Origin of the sequence: Clostridium sp. KNHs205, assembly GCF_000702945.1 — a bacterium.
GTDB lineage: Bacteria > Bacillota > Clostridia > Lachnospirales > Lachnospiraceae > Anaerocolumna.
Genome location: NZ_JNLE01000003.1, coordinates 156,492 through 174,324, shown reverse-complemented (window position 1 = coordinate 174,324; position 17,833 = coordinate 156,492). Strand labels below are relative to the sequence as shown.

Genomic DNA, 17,833 nt, shown 5'->3' with positions numbered 1-17,833 from the left:
TTTCTGATAAAAGGCAGCGCTTTATGCTGCCACTAAAAATCAGTCAGCAGAGGAGGGAAAGCAATGAAGAACAGTAAAAGTGTAATACGGGTAGTGTTTGTTTTTGCATTATTTCTATTATCTACCTGTAACTGGACCAAGGCTTTTGCCGCAGCCGAAGAGGAAGTAATAACCAAAGGGGTATATATTGATTCGGTGGATATTGGTGGAATGACCAAGGAACAAGCCGAACAGGCAGTGAAAGATTACGTAGATTCATTGAAGGAAAAGACGGTAACCGTTGATATAGATGGTGAGAAAGAGACAATATCCCTTGGAGATTTAGGGTTCACCAGTAAAGACAACCAATATATTAAAGAAGCCCTGGAGATTGGAAAAAACGGTAACCTGATCAGGCAGTATAAAGAATTAAAGGATACCCAGGAAAATAATCTTACCTATAAGCTGGAATTCAGCATGTCAGATGATGAGTTGAAGACTTTTGCCAAGAAACAGCTGTCTAGTCATAATATTAAAGCGAAAAACGCTACAGTAGCCAGAAAGAATGGAAAATTTGTCTATACCGATGAAGTGGTGGGTATGAAGGTAAATACCACCGCAACAGCCGATTCCATTAAAGAAGCTGTATTAAAGGACTGGACAGGCGAGGATGTCAACGTATCAGCTGAAATAAAAAAGGATGAGCCAAAGTATACCAGGGAAATGGTAGAAAAATGCAACACCATTCTTGGTTCTTATTCCACTACCTATACATCATCTTCTAATGACCGTGCAGCTAACCTTGCAAATGGTGCAAGACTTATTAATAATACAGTATTGTATCCCGGGGATGTTTTCTCTGCTTACGAGAAGCTAACGCCCTTTACAAAGGCGAACGGATATTATGAAGCCGGTGCTTATGCAAATGGTAAAGTAATTGATTCCATCGGTGGTGGTGCCTGCCAGGTAACTACTACTCTATACAATGCAGTACTTTATTCGGAGCTGGAAGTGGTGGAGAGATTCCCCCATTCCATGACCATTAGTTATGTATCTCTCTCAAGAGATGCTGCGATTGCAGGAACCTGGAAAGATTTAAAATTCAAGAATGACACTGATACACCAATTGTAATTGAAGCTTCTACCCAGGGAAGAACCATAACCTTTAATATCTGGGGAAATGAAACCAGAGATACTGAGGGAAGAAAGATTAAATTTGAAACAGTTGTTTTAAATGAAAAAGCACCCGGTGCTGATGTAGTAACCAAAGATCCGAATCAGCTGGAGGGTTATGAATATACAACACAGTCGGCTCATACAGGTTACTCTGCAGAGCTCTATAAAGTTGTATATGAAAACGGTGTTGAAGTAAGCCGTACAAAAATTAATAAGAGCGTATATAACCCTTCGCCCAGATATGTAACAATTGGAACGAAGAAACCTGAGCCGGAAGAGAATGCGGAAGAACCAGACGATGGAACCGATACTTCATCAGAAGGTGCAACTGATGTACCTGCCTCTGGTACAAACGGAAACAAGGGACAGACAGAGGGTAACAAAGGGAAGCCTAATGGCAATAAAGGACAGACAAACGGTACCGGTGAAACAGAAAGTGGCGATGATGGCAGCCAGGGTGTTGTTGAACCCCAGGATGATGATATTTAAGAAGCAGATGCAGGCTAAAAGCATGGTCTGTGTGGGTTGCTGCATAACAGTTTTCGTTATGCAACAACCCCTTTTCACAATCTAACACACGAAGAAAGGCAATATCACAAGCCTGCTTGTGGTACTGCTTAAATAAGAAGTTTGAAATGTTTTTTTATTTCAAACTATACAAGGGCATATCACAAGCCTGCTTGTGGTACTGCTTAAATAAGAAGTTTGAAATGTTTTTTTATTTCAAACTATACAAGGGCATATCACAAGCCTGCTTGTGGTACTGCTTAGATAAGAAGTTTGAAATGCTTTTTTAATTTCAAACTATCTGCTATTTTATGAAATATATATCCTAATATATAAATGTGCCTTGGGCACAGATGGGAGTTACCATGCAGATGGGGAAAGTATCGGAACCGATTTTAAAGCGTTCCGTCCTAAGACAGATAAAGCAGAGAAGGGATGAAGTACTTCAGAGGCCTGGAGTTGGTGTGGATTGCACAGCTGTGGGTATTGGAGAAGATGAAGGAATGCTTCTGACCTCCAATCCCATAACGGTTTCAAAAGACCTGCTTCCCTCTGCTGCTATACATAGTGCTGTTGCAGATATCAGGGCAGCCGGCGGCGATATTATCGGTGTTATGCTTACCATACTGCTGCCGGAGGATTCACAGGAATCCCAGCTTCAGAATATTATGAAGGAAGCGGAAAATACAGCCAGGGCATATAACCTTGAGATTATAGGTGGTCATACAGAGATAACTTCTTATGTCAACAGACCGGTTATAACAGTGACCGGTGTGGGTAAGATACGCCGCAGCCGGGTTACCGCATCCGCGGGCGTCCTGCCCGGAGATGAGATTGTAATGACAAAATGGGCAGGACTTCTAGGGACTGCTATCCTTGCCAAAGAGCATACCGAGGAGCTTCTAACCAGATATAACCGAGACTTTATACAGAATGCAGAGGATTTTACCGCATTACTTTCCATAGCTGCAGAAGCGGATATAGGAGAGGAAGCGGGAGTGAAACTTATGCATAATCCGTCAAGAGGCGGTATTTTTGCAGCCTTATGGGAAATCGGAGTTCGCACAGGATTGGGTCTCACAGCAGATTTAAGGAAAATTCCAATTAAACAGGAAACCATTGAAATCTGTGAGTTTTTTGACCTAAACCCTTATCAGCTTTATGCGGCAGGCTCTCTTTTACTGGTTACCGGGAAAGGAAATGAACTTGCAGAAAAGTTAAATGACAGCGGTATTCCGGCAGTTGTAATCGGAAGATTTACTGACGGTAACGCAAGAACCATACGCAATCAGGAGGAAGAGAGATTCCTGGAACCCCCGAAAACTGATGAACTTTATCAGGTTAACGCTGTGAAATAACGGAAGTATATGAACACCATGTATACATAACACAAGTTAGATCAAATGCATGGTCAGATAATGAAGTCTTTTAAGAATTGCTTTTTATTGCCGCTTTCGCGGCAATATGCTGGAATGAGTGAAAGAAAATATAAAATCGAAAGGATGCCACATGAGCTTCTTTCACTTTAAGGATCTACAGTTGAATGCAGGAGGTTTTATCCTCATCCGATTGTATGTGGCAGTATTGCAGGTTTTCCTGCGATATACATGGGTATAAAAATGTTAAAGGAAAAGATTTTGCAGGCCATTGATAAGAATAGTAAGCTTACACCAAAGGATCTGGCTGCTATGCTTAATGCTACGGAAGAAGAAGTGGCAGTTGCCATCAAGGAGTTAGAGGAAGCATCTATTATTTGCGGTTACCCAACTTTGATCAATTGGGACAATGCAGAGAGTGAAAAGGTTACAGCCCTTATTGAAGTAAAGGTAACTCCTCAGAGAGGCCAGGGATTTGATAAGATTGCAGAAAGAATCTATAAATTTGATGAGGTGGAATCAGTTTATCTGATGTCCGGTGGATTTGACCTTACGGTAATTATTGAAGGCAAGAGCATGAGAGAAGTGGCTAACTTTGTGTCCAGTAAATTAGCACCTATGGAAGCGGTACTCAGCACTGCGACCCATTTTGTTCTGAAGAAATACAAAGAGCATGGACTCCCCCTGGTTCATGAAACCAAAGATGAAAGGATGCTGATTACACCGTGAGAGACCCATTATCAAAGACCGTCGTAAGCATTGAGCCTTCCGGTATACGTAAATTTTTTGACATAGTAAGTGAAATGAAGGATGCAATTTCTCTGGGTGTGGGAGAGCCGGATTTTGATACCCCCTGGCATATCAGAGAAGAAGGCATCTATTCCCTGGAGAAGGGAAAGACTTTTTATACCTCCAATTCAGGTTTAAAAGAATTAAAGATTGAAATATGCAGTTATTTAAGCCGACGTTTCGGATTAAGCTATAACTATGATCATGAAACCATTGTTACCGTTGGTGGCAGTGAAGCAATCGATATTGCACTCAGAGCTATGCTGGACCCCGGTGATGAAGTACTGGTGCCTCAGCCAAGTTATGTATCCTATGTGCCTTGTGTTGTGTTAGCAGGCGGCAAACCTGTTATTATTGAATTAAAGGAAAAGGATGAGTTTAAGCTTACAAAAGAAAGCCTTCTAAAGTCCATCACAGATAAGACGAAAGTATTGGTGCTTCCTTTCCCCAATAACCCTACAGGTTCCGTAATGACAAAAGAGGATCTGGCAGAAATTGTCCCTATAATACTTGAAAAGGATTTGATTGTTATCTCCGATGAAATCTATTCTGAACTTACTTATGGTGGTCAGCATATATCCATAGCTTCATTTCCTGGTATGAGAGAGAGAACCATTGTTATTAACGGCTTTTCCAAGTCCTATGCCATGACAGGCTGGAGGCTGGGTTATGCTACAGGTCCCGCTGTTATCATTGAGCAGATGACAAAGATTCACCAGTTTGCCATTATGTGTGCACCAACAGCCAGCCAGTATGCTGCTGTAGAGGCTTTAAGAAACGGTGATGCTGATGTTGCTATGATGAGGGAATCTTATGACCAGAGGAGAAATTATCTGGTAAAAGCCTTTAATGATATGGGATTGACCTGTTTCGAGCCTTTTGGAGCTTTCTACATCTTCCCCAGCATTCAAAGCATGGGCATGACTTCAGATGAGTTTGCTACGAAACTCTTGATGGAAGAAAAGGTAGCTGCTGTTCCAGGAACTGCTTTTGGCAGTGGAGGAGAAGGATTCCTTCGTATTTCCTACGCTTCTTCCATGGAGAATTTAAAGATTGCCGTAGAAAGAATTGAGCGGTTTGTTAAGAAACACCGTGGATAAGAAAAGAGGATTTACGTTATGAATATCGTATTACTGGAACCGGAGATACCTGCTAATACCGGGAACATAGGACGTACCTGTGTTGCGGCAGGAGCCAGGCTCCATTTAATAAAGCCCCTTGGTTTTTCTCTGGAGGAAAAAGAGATTAAGCGGGCAGGTCTTGATTACTGGAAGGACCTTGATGTTACAATCTATGAAAACTATGCCGATTTCCTAGAGAAGAATCCGGGAGCCAAAATTTATATGGCAACCACCAAAGCGTTAAAGGTATATACAGAAGCTGATTATGAGCCGGATGCTTATATCATGTTTGGTAAGGAGAGTGCTGGAATTCCGGAGGAGATACTACTTGATAACAAGGAAAATGCAATCCGCATTCCTATGATGGGAGAGATTCGTTCTTTAAATCTTGCCAATTCTGTTGCTATTGTACTCTATGAGGCGTTAAGGCATAATGATTTCTCTGGGATGCGAATGGCAGGAAAGCTGCACCGCCATTCCTGGGATGAAGCTTAGGAATACTTTATAGAAATTCTTGAGGCAAATACTTATATCTAATTAGTTTTACCGGGCAAGTTGCAAAGTAGTGTTATATGCTTTGCAACTTGCTTTTTTATGTATTGTTTTTACATTTGAAATTTCAGGTCTTTCTGTACAGTTAGTACTTAGTAAATAAATTATAGCTTTAAAAAAATTTGGCTCTTTGTTAAGCATTAGTTTGACAAAGAGCCGTTTTAATGTTTGTCCCCATAATTAATATTTTTGGTATGCTATATAATACCTGAAAGGGCTGAATAGGTTTGACGGCTTGTTTGGGTCTTTTTTTATGATCAAAATTTATAGTAATAAATATAAAAAATGTTGACAATTTGAATAAACAATTATAAAATAAGTTTGCTTTAATAAATGATGTATCATGTTTACGAAATTAGTAAACAGATTTTTGTGATGTGAAATATATAGCAAACAAAATTATAATATGTTTATAGTAAATCGTTTTAAGGATTACTTGTTAAAAGTACATATTATATTTTAGAAAAGGGGATGGGTAGTATGGGTAAAAATGTTATGGATTTAAGTGATTGGGTGATTTTTAAAGAATTATTAAGATTCGTCAAACCATATAAAAAATGGGTATTATTAAGTCTGATCTGCGCAGCTGTTATTGGTTTCTGTGATATAGTTTCTGTTTCCTTAATAACAAGATTGATTAATATTATAAACGACAGCAGCAGAGAAGCTATAACAAGGATTGTAATATTACTTTTAAGTACATTGCTTATGGGCGTTATTGCAAGTTTTTTGATGCCTTATTCTTCTGGCCGGGCTGGAAGTTATGCAATCAAGGATATAAGAGATAAAATAGTAATACATTATGATGCAGTCGAGGTCTCTGCTAAGGATGAAATGCATTCCGGTGATATTGCATCCAGATTAAATAATGATATCTCAAAGTTAGAAGCTCTATTTGGGAACTTATCAAATTATATTTATTCCCCTTTAATCGTTATTGCTACTACTGCATACTTATTAACCATACAATGGAAGTTGGTTATTCTAAGCTTTATATCAATTCCTCTAGCACTATTTCTATCCAATATATTGAGCCGGCCAATGAGTAAATATTATGAGGATTATTATGGATATATGGGTGAAACAAACAGTATTATCCAAGATGCAATCACAGGAATTTCCATCTTAAAGGCTTATAATCTGCAGGAAGTATTTTATAAGCGATGTACAGAAAAAATAGATAAATCACTGGAGATATATCAAAGAAAAATAAATATGAGAGGCTGTTTTATGATGCCAATAATGTTCATGGTATATGAATTCCCTTATGTGGTTTGTGCGACTTACGGAGGGTATCTGGCGTATAATGGAAGAATATCAGCAGGCAGTCTCATAGCATTTATGTTATTACAGAGATTTATTGTTAATCCCACTTCACAATTACCTAATCTGATAATGAGTATCAGAAGTTCACTGGGAGCCGGAAAAAGGCTGTTGCAGTTGTATACACTGCAAACAGAAGAAACCTCCGGTGAAGAATATAAGCAAAAGGACAGTGATACAGCCATTGATTTTCATAAGGTTTCCTTTCATTATGCATCCGGTAATGAAGCGATAAAAGACCTGAGTTTTAAAGTGAAAAGAGGTAGTAATACAGCTATTGTAGGAGCAAGCGGTTGCGGTAAAAGTACAATTATGAATTTAATCTGCGGTTTCTATAAACTGAATGATGGAGAAATAGAAATTTACGGAAAAAATATAAAGCATTGGAAGCTAAGCAGTTTACGGGAGGAAATTGCATTGGTATCTCAGGATACTTATCTGTATCCGGCTTCTATTGAGGAGAATATTAAATTTGGCAAGCCTTTTTCTACCCGCGAAGAGGTTATAAGAGCAGCAAAAGCAGCAGATGCCCATAGTTTTATAATGGAGTTATGCAACGGATATGATACACAGGTTGGAGAAAGAGGAGTCAAGTTATCAGGCGGACAAAGACAAAGGCTGGGAATAGCCAGAGCAATCTTAAAGGGAGCGCCTATCTTATTATTGGATGAACCTACGTCAGCCTTAGATTATGAATCGGAGCTTCTTATACAGCAGGTATTGGAGGAAGTCTCCAGGGATAAGACAATAATTACAATTGCCCATAGACTATCTACTATAAAACAGGCTGACAGGATATTAGTGATGGACAAGGGAACTATCAAAGAATGGGGTACCCACGACGAGCTTATTCTAAAAGATGGTATTTATAAAAAACTGTATAACCAGCAAAATATACAGATAGTATATCCAATCAGAACAGGGCAGGTAACGATGAATGAAAATTAAGTATTTCTTAAATGAATTATATAAAATGGTTTCTTTATTAAAGGAGATGAAATGGATTTATCTCTTTACACTGCTTCTAAGCTGTACGATTAATGTAACCAGCAATGTGTTAAGTGCCTTTGTTAATAAAAATATGATTAAGACAGTAGAAACAGGAGATCTGCAATTTCTATTCAGTGGCTTTGTCCTGGCATTAATAGCATTTCTGATAGGCATAATAATATTTCCATTTTGCATTTATCTTAAAGTTAATGTTATAAAAAAAGCGATGGCTGAGTTAAAATTAAATGTGTTCACACAGATAATTGAGTTGCCTATGTCTTATCATGACAGTAAACATAGCGGAGATCTGACCTCCAGAATGATGAATGATGTAAATTCAATAGAGAGTTCATTAAATGATGATATGCAAATGGCAGGTGTATCATTAATTGGTGGAATATGTTCAGCTATTATTATGCTTCAACTGGACTTAAGGTTAGCACTAATAACTATGATAATAGGTTTCCTGTCTGCAAGGGCTAATATAGCTTTTTCCGGATCGTTGCGGATACTGGGAAATAAGATTCAGGAATCATATGGGATATTGAATCAATATCTGATTGATATAACTACAGGTTATCGGACTACGATGATATTTAACATAGGAAGTATAATTACGGGAAGATACATCAGGGAAAGTCAGGAAAATGCTTCACTGAATTACAAACGTGTCTGTAAGGCTTCGCAATTAAATGGTTTGAATTATATGTTCGGTGTATTAAGTATGACGGGAGTTTATGTAATAGGAGTGCTTATGGTAGTGAGCGGACAAATTGACTTAGATACGGTAGTTGTGATTGTAGGATTGCAAAAAGGTGTAAATTACATGTTCTTAAATATAGGGAAATTTAGAACTCTGTTACAAGGCACCTTTGCCAGTGCATGCCGTATATCAGATATACTGGACGAAATTCCAGAGCCCAATAGGATGAATGAGAATGCAGACGTGGAAATCAAGAGAGAGTGTGGTGAAATTCAGTTAGAGAATGTAAGTTTTCGGTATAATAGTCTGAATACTTTTATTCAAAATCTCTCTATGAATATAAATAAAGGGAATATGGTTGCATTGACCGGAGCCAGTGGTTCTGGAAAGAGTACGATTATTAAGTTATTAATGGGTTTTTATCCGGTAAGTTCGGGTAATATCTATATAAACAACAAATCCATTGGTAATCTTGACTTGAAAGCTTTGAGAAATCAGATTGCCTATGTGCCTCAAGATGCACATTTGTTTAACGGTACAATCGAAGAGAATATAAGATACGGTAATATAAATGCCAGCAGGGAAGAAATTATGGAAGCAGCAAAAAAGGCAAATGCCCATCATTTTATAATGAGGCTGCCGGAAGCTTATAATACAAATGTTGGCGAGGGCGGGAAGAAACTTTCAGGAGGCCAAAGACAGTGTATTTCTATAGCAAGGGCTATATTAAAAGATGCACCTATCCTGTTGCTGGATGAAGCTACCTCTGCATTGGATTCTAATTCAGAACAATTGGTTCAGAAGGGACTGGAGGATGTAATTAAGAATAAAACCGCACTTGTAATAGCGCATCGCCTTTCAACGATTGAAAAAGCAAATGAAGTTTATGTATTAGAGAATGGTAAAATAACGGCTGCGCAAAAAGCCTAAGCTGACAAGGTATTATAGAATTTTTCTCGTTTTGGTGCTAATGCATTTTAAGCAATGTTGCAGTCAGAAGCCTCTTGACTTTCCTACACATACCCGCTGAAAACATATTATCAATTTTGTGTACTATATAATCGTAAAAAATTGCTGGCTTCCAGCACACAAAACGGTAACATATTTTTCAGGAAGTGTATTACAGGAAAGCCAGGAGGCTTCTTGACATTTTACCTTCAATTTGCAACAGTCCTTTTATTACAGGGAAAAAGGCTTCTGTAATAATTTCGGTAAGATAAAACATTAGATAAACCCATCGGTACGTGGCAGGGTAAACACAAACTCTGTTCCCACACCCTGGGTACTGATAACATTTATATTCTCATTATGAGCACTGATAATCTCCTTTGTTATGGACAGACCAAGACCTGTACCTTTCTTATCCTTACCTCTGGAGGAATCGGTCTTATAGAATCGTTCCCAAACCTTATTAATACTCTCTTTTGGTATACCGATACCGTAATCTTTCACAGAAATGAATACCTTATCACCTTTTTCCTGAGTGGAAATCTTGATGGTGGAACTATGGTGGCTGAACTTTATGGCATTATCCAGCAGATTATATAATACCTGCTGAATCTTCCCCATATCTGCATCTACCAGTGTTACTTTATTGGAGAAGATCAGGTTCAAAGTGATTTTCTTATCCTTACAGGAGCCTTCAAAGCTCTCGGCAGTTTTCTTAATGATATGATTGATATCAAAGGAGGTAAGCTCTAGCAGGGTACCTCTGTTCTCAAAACCGTTTAAAGTCAGCAGACCGCTTGTCAGCTTGGTTAGACGCTCCGTTTCAAAAGAAATGATACCAAGGTATTTATCTTTCATCTCATAAGGAATGGTACCATCTAAAAGAGCTTCAGCATACCCTTTGATAGAGGTTAAGGGGGAGCGGAAATCGTGTGAGATATTTGCCACGAATTTCTTCTGGTAATTATCCAGATTTCTAATTTCACCTGCCATATAAGCCAGGGAATTGGATAGTGTTCCGAACTCATCCGTGGTGTGAATGGGCTTTGGATAGGAATAGTTGCCTTTGGTGTATTCCAGGGCAGCTTTGTTTATTTTGTTCAGCGGGCGAACCGTTGCATAATAGATATAAGCAAATACTACGCCCTGAAAAGCACAGAATATCAGCAGACAGATATTTAGAGTATCGGTAAAGCCCAGACTTGATTTATGTATCTTATCATAAGAATAATGAATTACTACATAACCTCGTATCTGATATTTATATAATACCTTATATACAACACTTACCATAGGTGTTTTTAAGACACTTTTTAAACTGCCGGTGGCAGGAAAGGGCTGATATAAGAAATCAGAGTCCAGCTCAAAGATGTTTATAGACTCGGTTCCGGTGTCAGAGGGAGTGGTGTCATAAAGTACAGTCCCATTTTTGTTGACAATCCATATTCTTGCATCCAGCATGGTGGACATTGCCTTGACCTTTGAGGATAAATCCGACAGGGAAAGCTTCTGATTATAGAAATCCGTCATATAATCGTTGGAGATGGACAGCGCCTGGGTGTAGAGCTGCATCTTCTTTTCTTCCGCCAGCTTTTCTGCATAATGGTTTAAACCATAGGTATTTAACAGCAGGAACATAAATACTGCCGAGGCAAAATAAAGCAGGATAAGTTTCATAAAAAGGGTGCGTTTCATGTGTTACTCCATTCTTTTGCAAAAGATATTTTGCAGGAAACTACAGACTTACAGAGTGCTGTTACTGATAACAATAACAAGCTAGTGTATGTAAGACTGCTAAGGCGTGTCTGAAAATTTATTGTACCGTTTTGAACACTCCACTTTGCCATATCCTTGGCTGCGGTGGCTTTGGGAACAGTAACGTTGCTGCTATGGCCGCATGTTCCCTGCAGCACCGAAGCAGGCAGCACCGAAGCAGGCAGCACCGAAATGCAGTTCTGGGCATGGCTTCCTATAGATGCCCATGCCCATTAAACTGCATCTTGTATTTTGCAGAAGAACATCCGGACTGGCACAAGCAGTTTATAAACACACCCAAGGGTGTCTATCTTATTTTTTTACATCAAATTTATAACCTATTCCCCACACCGTGGATAAACTCCAGGAGGTGTGGTCTTTAATCTTCTCACGAAGCCTTTTGATATGCACATCTACTGTTCTGGTATCACCAATATATTCATAACCCCATATATGGTCTAAGAGCTGTTCCCTTGTAAATACCTGATTGGGATGGGAAGCCAGGAAATAGAAGAGTTCCAGCTCCTTGGGAGGCATTTCGATAGTACTTCCAAAGTATAAAACGGAATAGTTGCTCTGATTTATAATAAGGTCCGGGTAAGAAACATAATCACCGTTCTGTTCCGGTGCAGCGGGAGCAGAAGGCTGATTGGGAGCGGGGTGAAAACGTCTTAGAACTGCCTTTACCCTTGCTACCAGTTCTTTTGAGTCAAAAGGTTTTATGACATAATCATCGGCTCCCAGCTCCAGACCTAATACTTTATCAAATATTTCACCTTTGGCAGACAGCATGATAATAGGGACGGAAGAGTTCTTTCTGATCTCACGGCATACTTCATAACCGTCAATACCCGGAAGCATTAGATCCAGCAGTATCAGATTGGGCTGATATTCCGCGAACTTGGTAATGGCTTCTTCTCCGTCGTGTACCATTAAGGTATCGAAGCATTCTTTCGTCAGATAGAGAGAGATTAGCTCTGCAATATTTACATCATCATCTACAATGAGAATTTTCTGCTTGGCAGCCATAAATGACTCCTTTCTTTACTGCTTGAATTCTACGATGGTAACGCCTTGACCACCTTCTCCGAAAGCACCTTCTCTGTAGGTCTTTACATACTTGGTCTTCTTTAAGAAGGAATGTACAGCGTTTCGCAGGGCACCGGTTCCCCGGCCGTGTATAACGGTTACCTGAGGAAGGTGGGACAGATAGGCATCGTCCAGGTATTTGTCCAGCATGGACAGGGCTTCATCTACGGTCTTACCGATTAAGTTAATCTCTGTACTGATGTGGAGGGTTTTTGCCATCTTTATCTTACCGCTGCCGGATTTTGTGATGTTAGGTCCTGTGACATCCGGTTCATCGATTAACTCCAGGTCGCTTATGTTAACCTGGGATCTTAGGATTCCCATCTGTACATATAAATCACCCTTTGCATTGGGAAGAGTACTTACGGTGCCCTTTAAGCCAAGACTGATTACGTAAACTGCCTCTCCAATCTTGAATTCACTGGGTTTCGCAGTCTTTTGTGATTTGCGTTTGCCTTTAATGGCTAGTTTGCTTTCTGTATTAGACAGAAGATCTCTGACCCTGCCGCGCTCGTTTTCCATATCTTTTCCCAGACCGCCTTCCAGACCCCATTTGTTAAAATTCTTAATGGTACGGTCGGCTACGTCTTTTGCTTCCTGAAGGAGCTTTCTTGCTTCTTCATTGGCTTCTGCAAGGATACGTTCTTTGGCTGCTGCCAGTTTGTCATTTTGCTGCTCTAATTTCGTCTGCAGCTCCTTGGCCTGTTGTTTTAAGGAATTGATTTCTTCTTTTTCCCGTTCGATTTCCATACGGTTCTTCTCAAGGTCAGATATTACATCTTCAAAGCTCTTCTCCTGCATGCCGATGAGGCCTTTGGCATCCTCTATAATATGATTTGGAAGCCCAAGCTTGGAGGAGATGGCAAAAGCGTTACTCTTGCCGGGAATACCGATAAGGAGCCTGTAAGTAGGACGCAGGGTTTCTACATCGAATTCGCAGCTGGCATTGCTTACACCTTCTGTGGTCAAAGCATAGACTTTAAGCTCGCTGTAATGGGTGGTAGCCATTGTACGTACACCCTTTTTATGAAGATAGTTAAGTATAGCCATAGCAAGTGCGGCACCTTCTGTGGGATCCGTTCCGGCACCTAATTCGTCAAAGAGCACCAGGGACTTGTAATTGGCTTTCTCAAGAATAGTTACATTATTGGTCATGTGGGAGGAGAAGGTACTAAGACTCTGCTCAATGCTCTGTTCATCTCCGATATCTGCATATACTTCTTCAAATACAGCCAGCTCAGAGCCGTCAAAGGCGGGGATATGGAGTCCTGCCTGACCTAAGAGGGTAAAAAGCCCCACAGTCTTTAAGGATACGGTCTTACCACCGGTGTTAGGTCCGGTAATTACTAAAAGGTTAAAATCTTTTCCAAGGTTGATATCGATAGGTACTACTTTCTTGCCATCGATCAGTGGATGACGGCCTTTCTTGATATTAACGATACCTTTGTCATTAAACACAGGTTCTGTACCCTTCATCTGTTTGGATAAGGTAGCTTTTGCAAAGATAAAGTCCAGTAAAGGCAGTATTTTAATATTGTTGTACAGCTTATCCGTATGCTGGCCTGCCTGCTCGCTTAAGTCCGCCAGGATCCGCTCGATTTCCTGTAGCTCTTTGATTTCCAGTTCCCTCAGGTCGTTGTTCAGCTTCACAACGGCCATAGGTTCTACAAAGAGGGTTGAGCCCGAGGAGGACTGGTCGTGAATCATACCGGGGAACTGGCCTCTGTATTCCTGTTTAATGGGAATACAGTATCTGCCGTTACGCATGGTAACGATATTCTCCTGAAGGATATTTTTGGAGCCGGAGGAATTCACGATGGAATTTAGCTGGTCCCGTATTTTGTCATTGGTAATTTTTAAGGATTTGCGGATGCTTTTTAGGGCAGGACTGGCATCATCAGCTATTTCCTCTTCGCTTAAGATGCAGCGCTTAATTTCGTTGTTTAACTGGGTTATGGGTTCCAGGGAACGAAACATCTCCTCCAGGGAATCGATTTCCTTCTCACCTGTTTCTGAGTCTCCTGTATCCTTTACGCCATAAGAACGAATTCTTAAGGTGGCATCAAGAACAGAACAGATGGAGAGAAGCTCTGCAGCGCTTAAGGCTGAGCCGACCTCCAATCTCTTAAGAGAACCTCTGATGTCATGGACTCCGTAGAAACCAAGACTGCCCTTTCTTAAGATTCTTGAGAGAGCGTCGGAGGTTTCTTTTTGGGATTTTCTGATTTCGTCTATATCGTTTACGGGCAGGAGGTTATTGCACATGGTTTTACCCAGACCTGAACCTGCATAGGTTGATAATTTTTCTATGATTTTATAATATTCCAGTGTTTTTAATGCTTTTTCGTTCATACATTACTCCGTTCTGCCGCTCATGGCGGCACAAAATCCGAGGAAGGAAGTTTAAAATGAGCACAGCTGCGCTCATTCAGAGGTTCTTTTTAAGAGTGAAATTGCTGTTCTTACACTCTTTACCTCAAGTTTGCCTCTTTTGTTCTCAGATGCCGGATCATCTGAGGAAACTGTGAAGAAAAATCCTTGTGATTTTCCGTATACCAATGTGCTGATCGAAACATTGGTTTTGGACAGTTTCAATTTAACTCTTAAAAGTTGCAGTATTTGTCAGCTCCCACGTCCCCTATTTTACCTTATTTACGGTAAAAATAAAACTATTAAATTGAAAATAACCTGCTATCTGTCGTTTGTTTACAATTCATTCATACAATGTTCATATGTCCGTGATAAAATAAACATACGGATTGTCCCATCATGTACAAAATATTAGACTAAAAGCCGGAGAGAATCAAAAATGTCAGAGGATAAATACAATAAGGAATCCAGCGAGTATTTATTTATACAAGAACAGATATCGTCCAAAAGAAGGAGCAGAAAGGTTCGTATGCTGCTGTCGCTTCTGTGGACGATTATTTTAGCTTGTGTATTTGCGTTAGTAGCTGCAGTAGTATTTTATTTGGCGAATCCTTTTATTGTTAAACTGCTTGGAGACGGTACAGATAAAAAGACAGTGGAATTCCCGACACTTACACCGGATGATGAAGGAAAAGCAACAGCTTCCGGTACTCCTACACCTTCTGTAACACCCACACCTACCCCTTCGGATAAGGAGGATGATAAGAAGGAAACAGTATATGTTACCACCCATGTGGCGGCAGATATTAAGGATTTAGCCAGCATATATGGTGAAATAAGAGGAATAGCATCAGGAGTTAATAAATCTATTGTAAACATCATCAATGTCAGCAGCAAGGTGGATGAGTTAAATGAGAATGAGAATTATGATGTATCAAGGGCAACTACAGGATTAATTATAGCCAATAATGAGGTGGATATCCTTATATTGGCCACTTACGATAAATTACAGGATAAACTTAGACTGCAGCTTAACAATGACTTGTCGGTAAAGGCTCGTCTGCAGGATTATGATGAAGATCTTAATCTGGCTGTAATTGCTGTAAGTCTTGAAGATATACCGGATACAATGAAAGAGAACCTGGAAGTGGCTAAGCTTGGAGAATCATACTCTCTGACGGTGGGTACGCCAGTGATAGCTCTTGGCAGTCCAAACGGCTATGTGGGTTCCATGGAACTTGGTATTATATCCAGTAAGGACTCCAGTATTTACATAACTGATAATAAGATTGATCTGTTCAATACCGATATTAATTACAACGAGAAAAGTGATGGTGTAATTGTAAATATGTCCGGTGAGGTTATTGGTATCATAACCAGTAAGTTAAAGGATGAGCAGAATCAGAATGTAAATACGGTAATCGGAATCTCAAAAATCAAGAAGAGCATACAGAGCATGGTAAATCAGACGGAACGCAGTTATTTTGGCATTAAGTGCGGTGATATGAGTGAAAAAGAGCTAAAGAAAGAAAATCTTGAATATGGAATCTGCGTAACAGAGGTAGAGGGTAATTCACCGGCACTGGAAGGCGGTCTGCAGAGCGGAGATATGATAATCGCTATTAACGACGTGGCAATCAGCAGTGTAGCTGTCTTTAACAATACCATAACTTCCCTGAAGCCAAAGGATACCGTTGAAGTAACCATACAGCGAAAAATAAAAGATGAACCCAAGGAAATGAAATTGTCAGTGGTACTTGGAAAAGTGAATAATAAATAACTGAATCCAAACTATTTTTAGTAGGATTGGTGATATAATAAGTGCCAGACAGAGTGGTTATATTTCTGTCTGGCATTTTTGCGGTTTAAGATAAGTTTTGCGCTATTATTTGCCGGAAGGTATTGCGGCAGGTTACTTTTGATTCCAACCAAGGCACCCAGAACCGGGGTACTTAATTATTGAATACCGGGTTAATTAATTATTGTTTAATTGTAATTTTACAAAGGAAAATAATTTACCTTTAGGCGTTTATTGTTGGAAGGGTGGTATAGGTCTGAATCTGCAGAGAGGGGTTCTTTAGTTTGCGCAGCAGCATATCACCTGCCTGGATGCCCATATCGTATACATTGATATCAATTACAACCGGCTTGGGGTCAAGAATTTTGGAATAAGGGTATACGTCAAATATAACAAAGGCAATGTCCTCAGGTACTCTTAATTTAAGCTGCTCTATGGCTTTGGCAGTACCAAGGGCAAGGGTGTTATTCTCGCATACAATAGCTCTTGGTGGTTTCGCTGCTTTTAACAGAGTAAGAGCAGACTGGTAACTTTCCTCTCTGCCGGAATCTGTATAACAGATTTTATCTGCTCCAACCAGATAGCCGTATTGATGCATAGCGCCAAGAAAACCCTTCAGGCGCTGGGTGGAAATATAATCGGTTTTCTTGCCGCCGATAAATGCGACATCACCATAGCCGCAGGATATCAGATATTCAGCGGCAGTCTGTCCTGCCAGAGCGTGGTTGGTATCAACCCAGCATAGCTGGGAGTCAAACCCCGGATGGCCGATTAAGATATGGGGAAATTGCTGCCTGGTTATCAGATCAGCGATTTCTTTATTTATAGCAGAACCATGAATGATCATGCCGTCAGCACATTTCTTGGACATAACATTCGCTACGGATTCTCCTTTTTCTGTGTCTGCTGAGGTATCCACCAGAGTCAGGGAGTAATTGTTCCCGGAAAGTACTCTGTTAACTCCGCACATGATGTCGAACATATGTGGGTTATGGTAAGCCTCATCTTTATTTAATGAGGTCAGATACACAATATTCCTGGTGGCCTGACGCGCAAAGCTGACAGCTCTGGAATTAGGGGTATAATCTAATTTACGGATAGCCTCCTGTACCCGTTCAGCAGTAGCCGGAGATATGGTGGTCCAGTTATTCAGTACCTTGGAAACCGTAGAAATAGATACACCGGCTTCTCTTGCAACATCACCAATAGTTATAGGCATAGTATCCCTCCTTAAATACATACAGTTTTTCTATTATAGTATAGCGGTTTCCTAACAAAGTCAACTAATTTTACTAAAACATAATTGACTGAGATACTTTTATATGGTAAAAATAACACAAACAAACGTGAGCCGAGC

The 17,833-nt window shown here is 40.0% G+C and carries 13 protein-coding genes; 9 read left to right on the top strand and 4 right to left on the bottom strand.

What is annotated here, in order from left to right; translation table 11 throughout:
- The first annotated feature begins 63 nt into the window (after positions 1-63).
- From BR73_RS0100795 to BR73_RS0100765, 7 genes are all read left to right on the top strand, one after another.
- A complete protein-coding gene (locus tag BR73_RS0100795; RefSeq protein ID WP_051684875.1) occupies positions 64-1,644 on the top strand; it encodes a VanW family protein in 1,581 nt (526 codons plus the stop codon).
- Positions 1,645-2,027: 383 nt separating this feature from the next.
- Entirely contained in the window at positions 2,028-3,020 is a 993-nt protein-coding gene (locus tag BR73_RS0100790) for an AIR synthase family protein (protein ID WP_051684874.1), read from the top strand.
- A gap of 261 nt (positions 3,021-3,281) precedes the next feature.
- Positions 3,282-3,767, top strand: a complete 486-nt coding sequence (locus tag BR73_RS0100785) for an Lrp/AsnC family transcriptional regulator (protein ID WP_242860600.1) — start codon at positions 3,282-3,284, stop codon at positions 3,765-3,767.
- Entirely contained in the window at positions 3,764-4,927 is a 1,164-nt protein-coding gene (locus BR73_RS0100780; protein WP_033163997.1) for an aminotransferase class I/II-fold pyridoxal phosphate-dependent enzyme, read from the top strand. Before BR73_RS0100785 ends, BR73_RS0100780 begins: the two co-directional genes overlap by 4 nt.
- A gap of 18 nt (positions 4,928-4,945) precedes the next feature.
- Positions 4,946-5,443 (top strand): tRNA (cytidine(34)-2'-O)-methyltransferase, encoded by a 498-nt coding sequence (locus tag BR73_RS0100775; protein WP_033163996.1) that lies wholly within the window; start codon positions 4,946-4,948, stop codon positions 5,441-5,443.
- A 537-nt stretch (positions 5,444-5,980) separates the two neighbouring features.
- Positions 5,981-7,771 carry an ABC transporter ATP-binding protein gene (locus BR73_RS0100770; protein ID WP_051684873.1) on the top strand — a complete coding sequence of 597 codons (1,791 nt, stop codon included), beginning with the start codon at positions 5,981-5,983 and terminating at the stop codon, positions 7,769-7,771.
- Positions 7,761-9,446: an ABC transporter ATP-binding protein gene (locus BR73_RS0100765; RefSeq protein WP_051684872.1), complete on the top strand. Its 1,686-nt coding sequence runs from the start codon at positions 7,761-7,763 to the stop codon at positions 9,444-9,446. Before BR73_RS0100770 ends, BR73_RS0100765 begins: the two co-directional genes overlap by 11 nt.
- 294 nt (positions 9,447-9,740) lie before the next feature.
- Here BR73_RS0100765 and BR73_RS0100760 read toward each other — a convergent pair whose 3' ends face one another.
- Entirely contained in the window at positions 9,741-11,159 is a 1,419-nt protein-coding gene (locus BR73_RS0100760; protein WP_033163995.1) for a HAMP domain-containing sensor histidine kinase, read from the bottom strand.
- A 171-nt stretch (positions 11,160-11,330) separates the two neighbouring features.
- Between BR73_RS0100760 and BR73_RS29560 the strand changes: the two genes are divergently transcribed.
- Positions 11,331-11,456, top strand: a complete 126-nt coding sequence (locus BR73_RS29560) for a hypothetical protein (protein WP_278248517.1) — start codon at positions 11,331-11,333, stop codon at positions 11,454-11,456.
- Between the two features lie 75 nt (positions 11,457-11,531).
- On the opposite strand, the gene BR73_RS0100750 is transcribed toward BR73_RS29560, so the two are convergent.
- Together BR73_RS0100750 and BR73_RS0100745 are read right to left on the bottom strand one after the other, a co-directional pair.
- Positions 11,532-12,248, bottom strand: a complete 717-nt coding sequence (locus BR73_RS0100750; protein WP_033163993.1) for a response regulator transcription factor — start codon at positions 12,246-12,248, stop codon at positions 11,532-11,534.
- A 15-nt stretch (positions 12,249-12,263) separates the two neighbouring features.
- A complete protein-coding gene (locus BR73_RS0100745) occupies positions 12,264-14,660 on the bottom strand; it encodes an endonuclease MutS2 (protein WP_033163992.1) in 2,397 nt (798 codons plus the stop codon).
- Positions 14,661-15,117: 457 nt separating this feature from the next.
- Here BR73_RS0100745 and BR73_RS0100740 point away from each other — a divergent pair, with 457 nt between their 5' ends.
- Positions 15,118-16,458 (top strand): PDZ domain-containing protein, encoded by a 1,341-nt coding sequence (locus BR73_RS0100740; RefSeq protein WP_033163991.1) that lies wholly within the window; start codon positions 15,118-15,120, stop codon positions 16,456-16,458.
- A gap of 241 nt (positions 16,459-16,699) precedes the next feature.
- Here the strand turns inward: BR73_RS0100740 and BR73_RS0100735 are convergent, their stop codons facing one another.
- Complete coding sequence (locus BR73_RS0100735; protein WP_033163990.1) at positions 16,700-17,695, bottom strand: LacI family DNA-binding transcriptional regulator; 996 nt, start codon at positions 17,693-17,695, stop codon at positions 16,700-16,702.
- Positions 17,696-17,833: the final 138 nt, after the last annotated feature.

Coding starts and splice junctions, on each gene's coding strand:
- BR73_RS0100795 (WP_051684875.1), top strand. CDS start 64: ATGAAGAACAGTAAAAGTGTAATACGGGTAGTGTTTGTTTTTGCATTA.
- BR73_RS0100790 (WP_051684874.1), top strand. CDS start 2,028: ATGCAGATGGGGAAAGTATCGGAACCGATTTTAAAGCGTTCCGTCCTA.
- BR73_RS0100785 (WP_242860600.1), top strand. CDS start 3,282: ATGTTAAAGGAAAAGATTTTGCAGGCCATTGATAAGAATAGTAAGCTT.
- BR73_RS0100775 (WP_033163996.1), top strand. CDS start 4,946: ATGAATATCGTATTACTGGAACCGGAGATACCTGCTAATACCGGGAAC.
- BR73_RS0100770 (WP_051684873.1), top strand. CDS start 5,981: ATGGGTAAAAATGTTATGGATTTAAGTGATTGGGTGATTTTTAAAGAA.
- BR73_RS0100765 (WP_051684872.1), top strand. CDS start 7,761: ATGAAAATTAAGTATTTCTTAAATGAATTATATAAAATGGTTTCTTTA.
- BR73_RS0100760 (WP_033163995.1), bottom strand. CDS start 11,159: ATGAAACGCACCCTTTTTATGAAACTTATCCTGCTTTATTTTGCCTCG.
- BR73_RS0100750 (WP_033163993.1), bottom strand. CDS start 12,248: ATGGCTGCCAAGCAGAAAATTCTCATTGTAGATGATGATGTAAATATT.
- BR73_RS0100745 (WP_033163992.1), bottom strand. CDS start 14,660: ATGAACGAAAAAGCATTAAAAACACTGGAATATTATAAAATCATAGAA.
- BR73_RS0100740 (WP_033163991.1), top strand. CDS start 15,118: ATGTCAGAGGATAAATACAATAAGGAATCCAGCGAGTATTTATTTATA.
- BR73_RS0100735 (WP_033163990.1), bottom strand. CDS start 17,695: ATGCCTATAACTATTGGTGATGTTGCAAGAGAAGCCGGTGTATCTATT.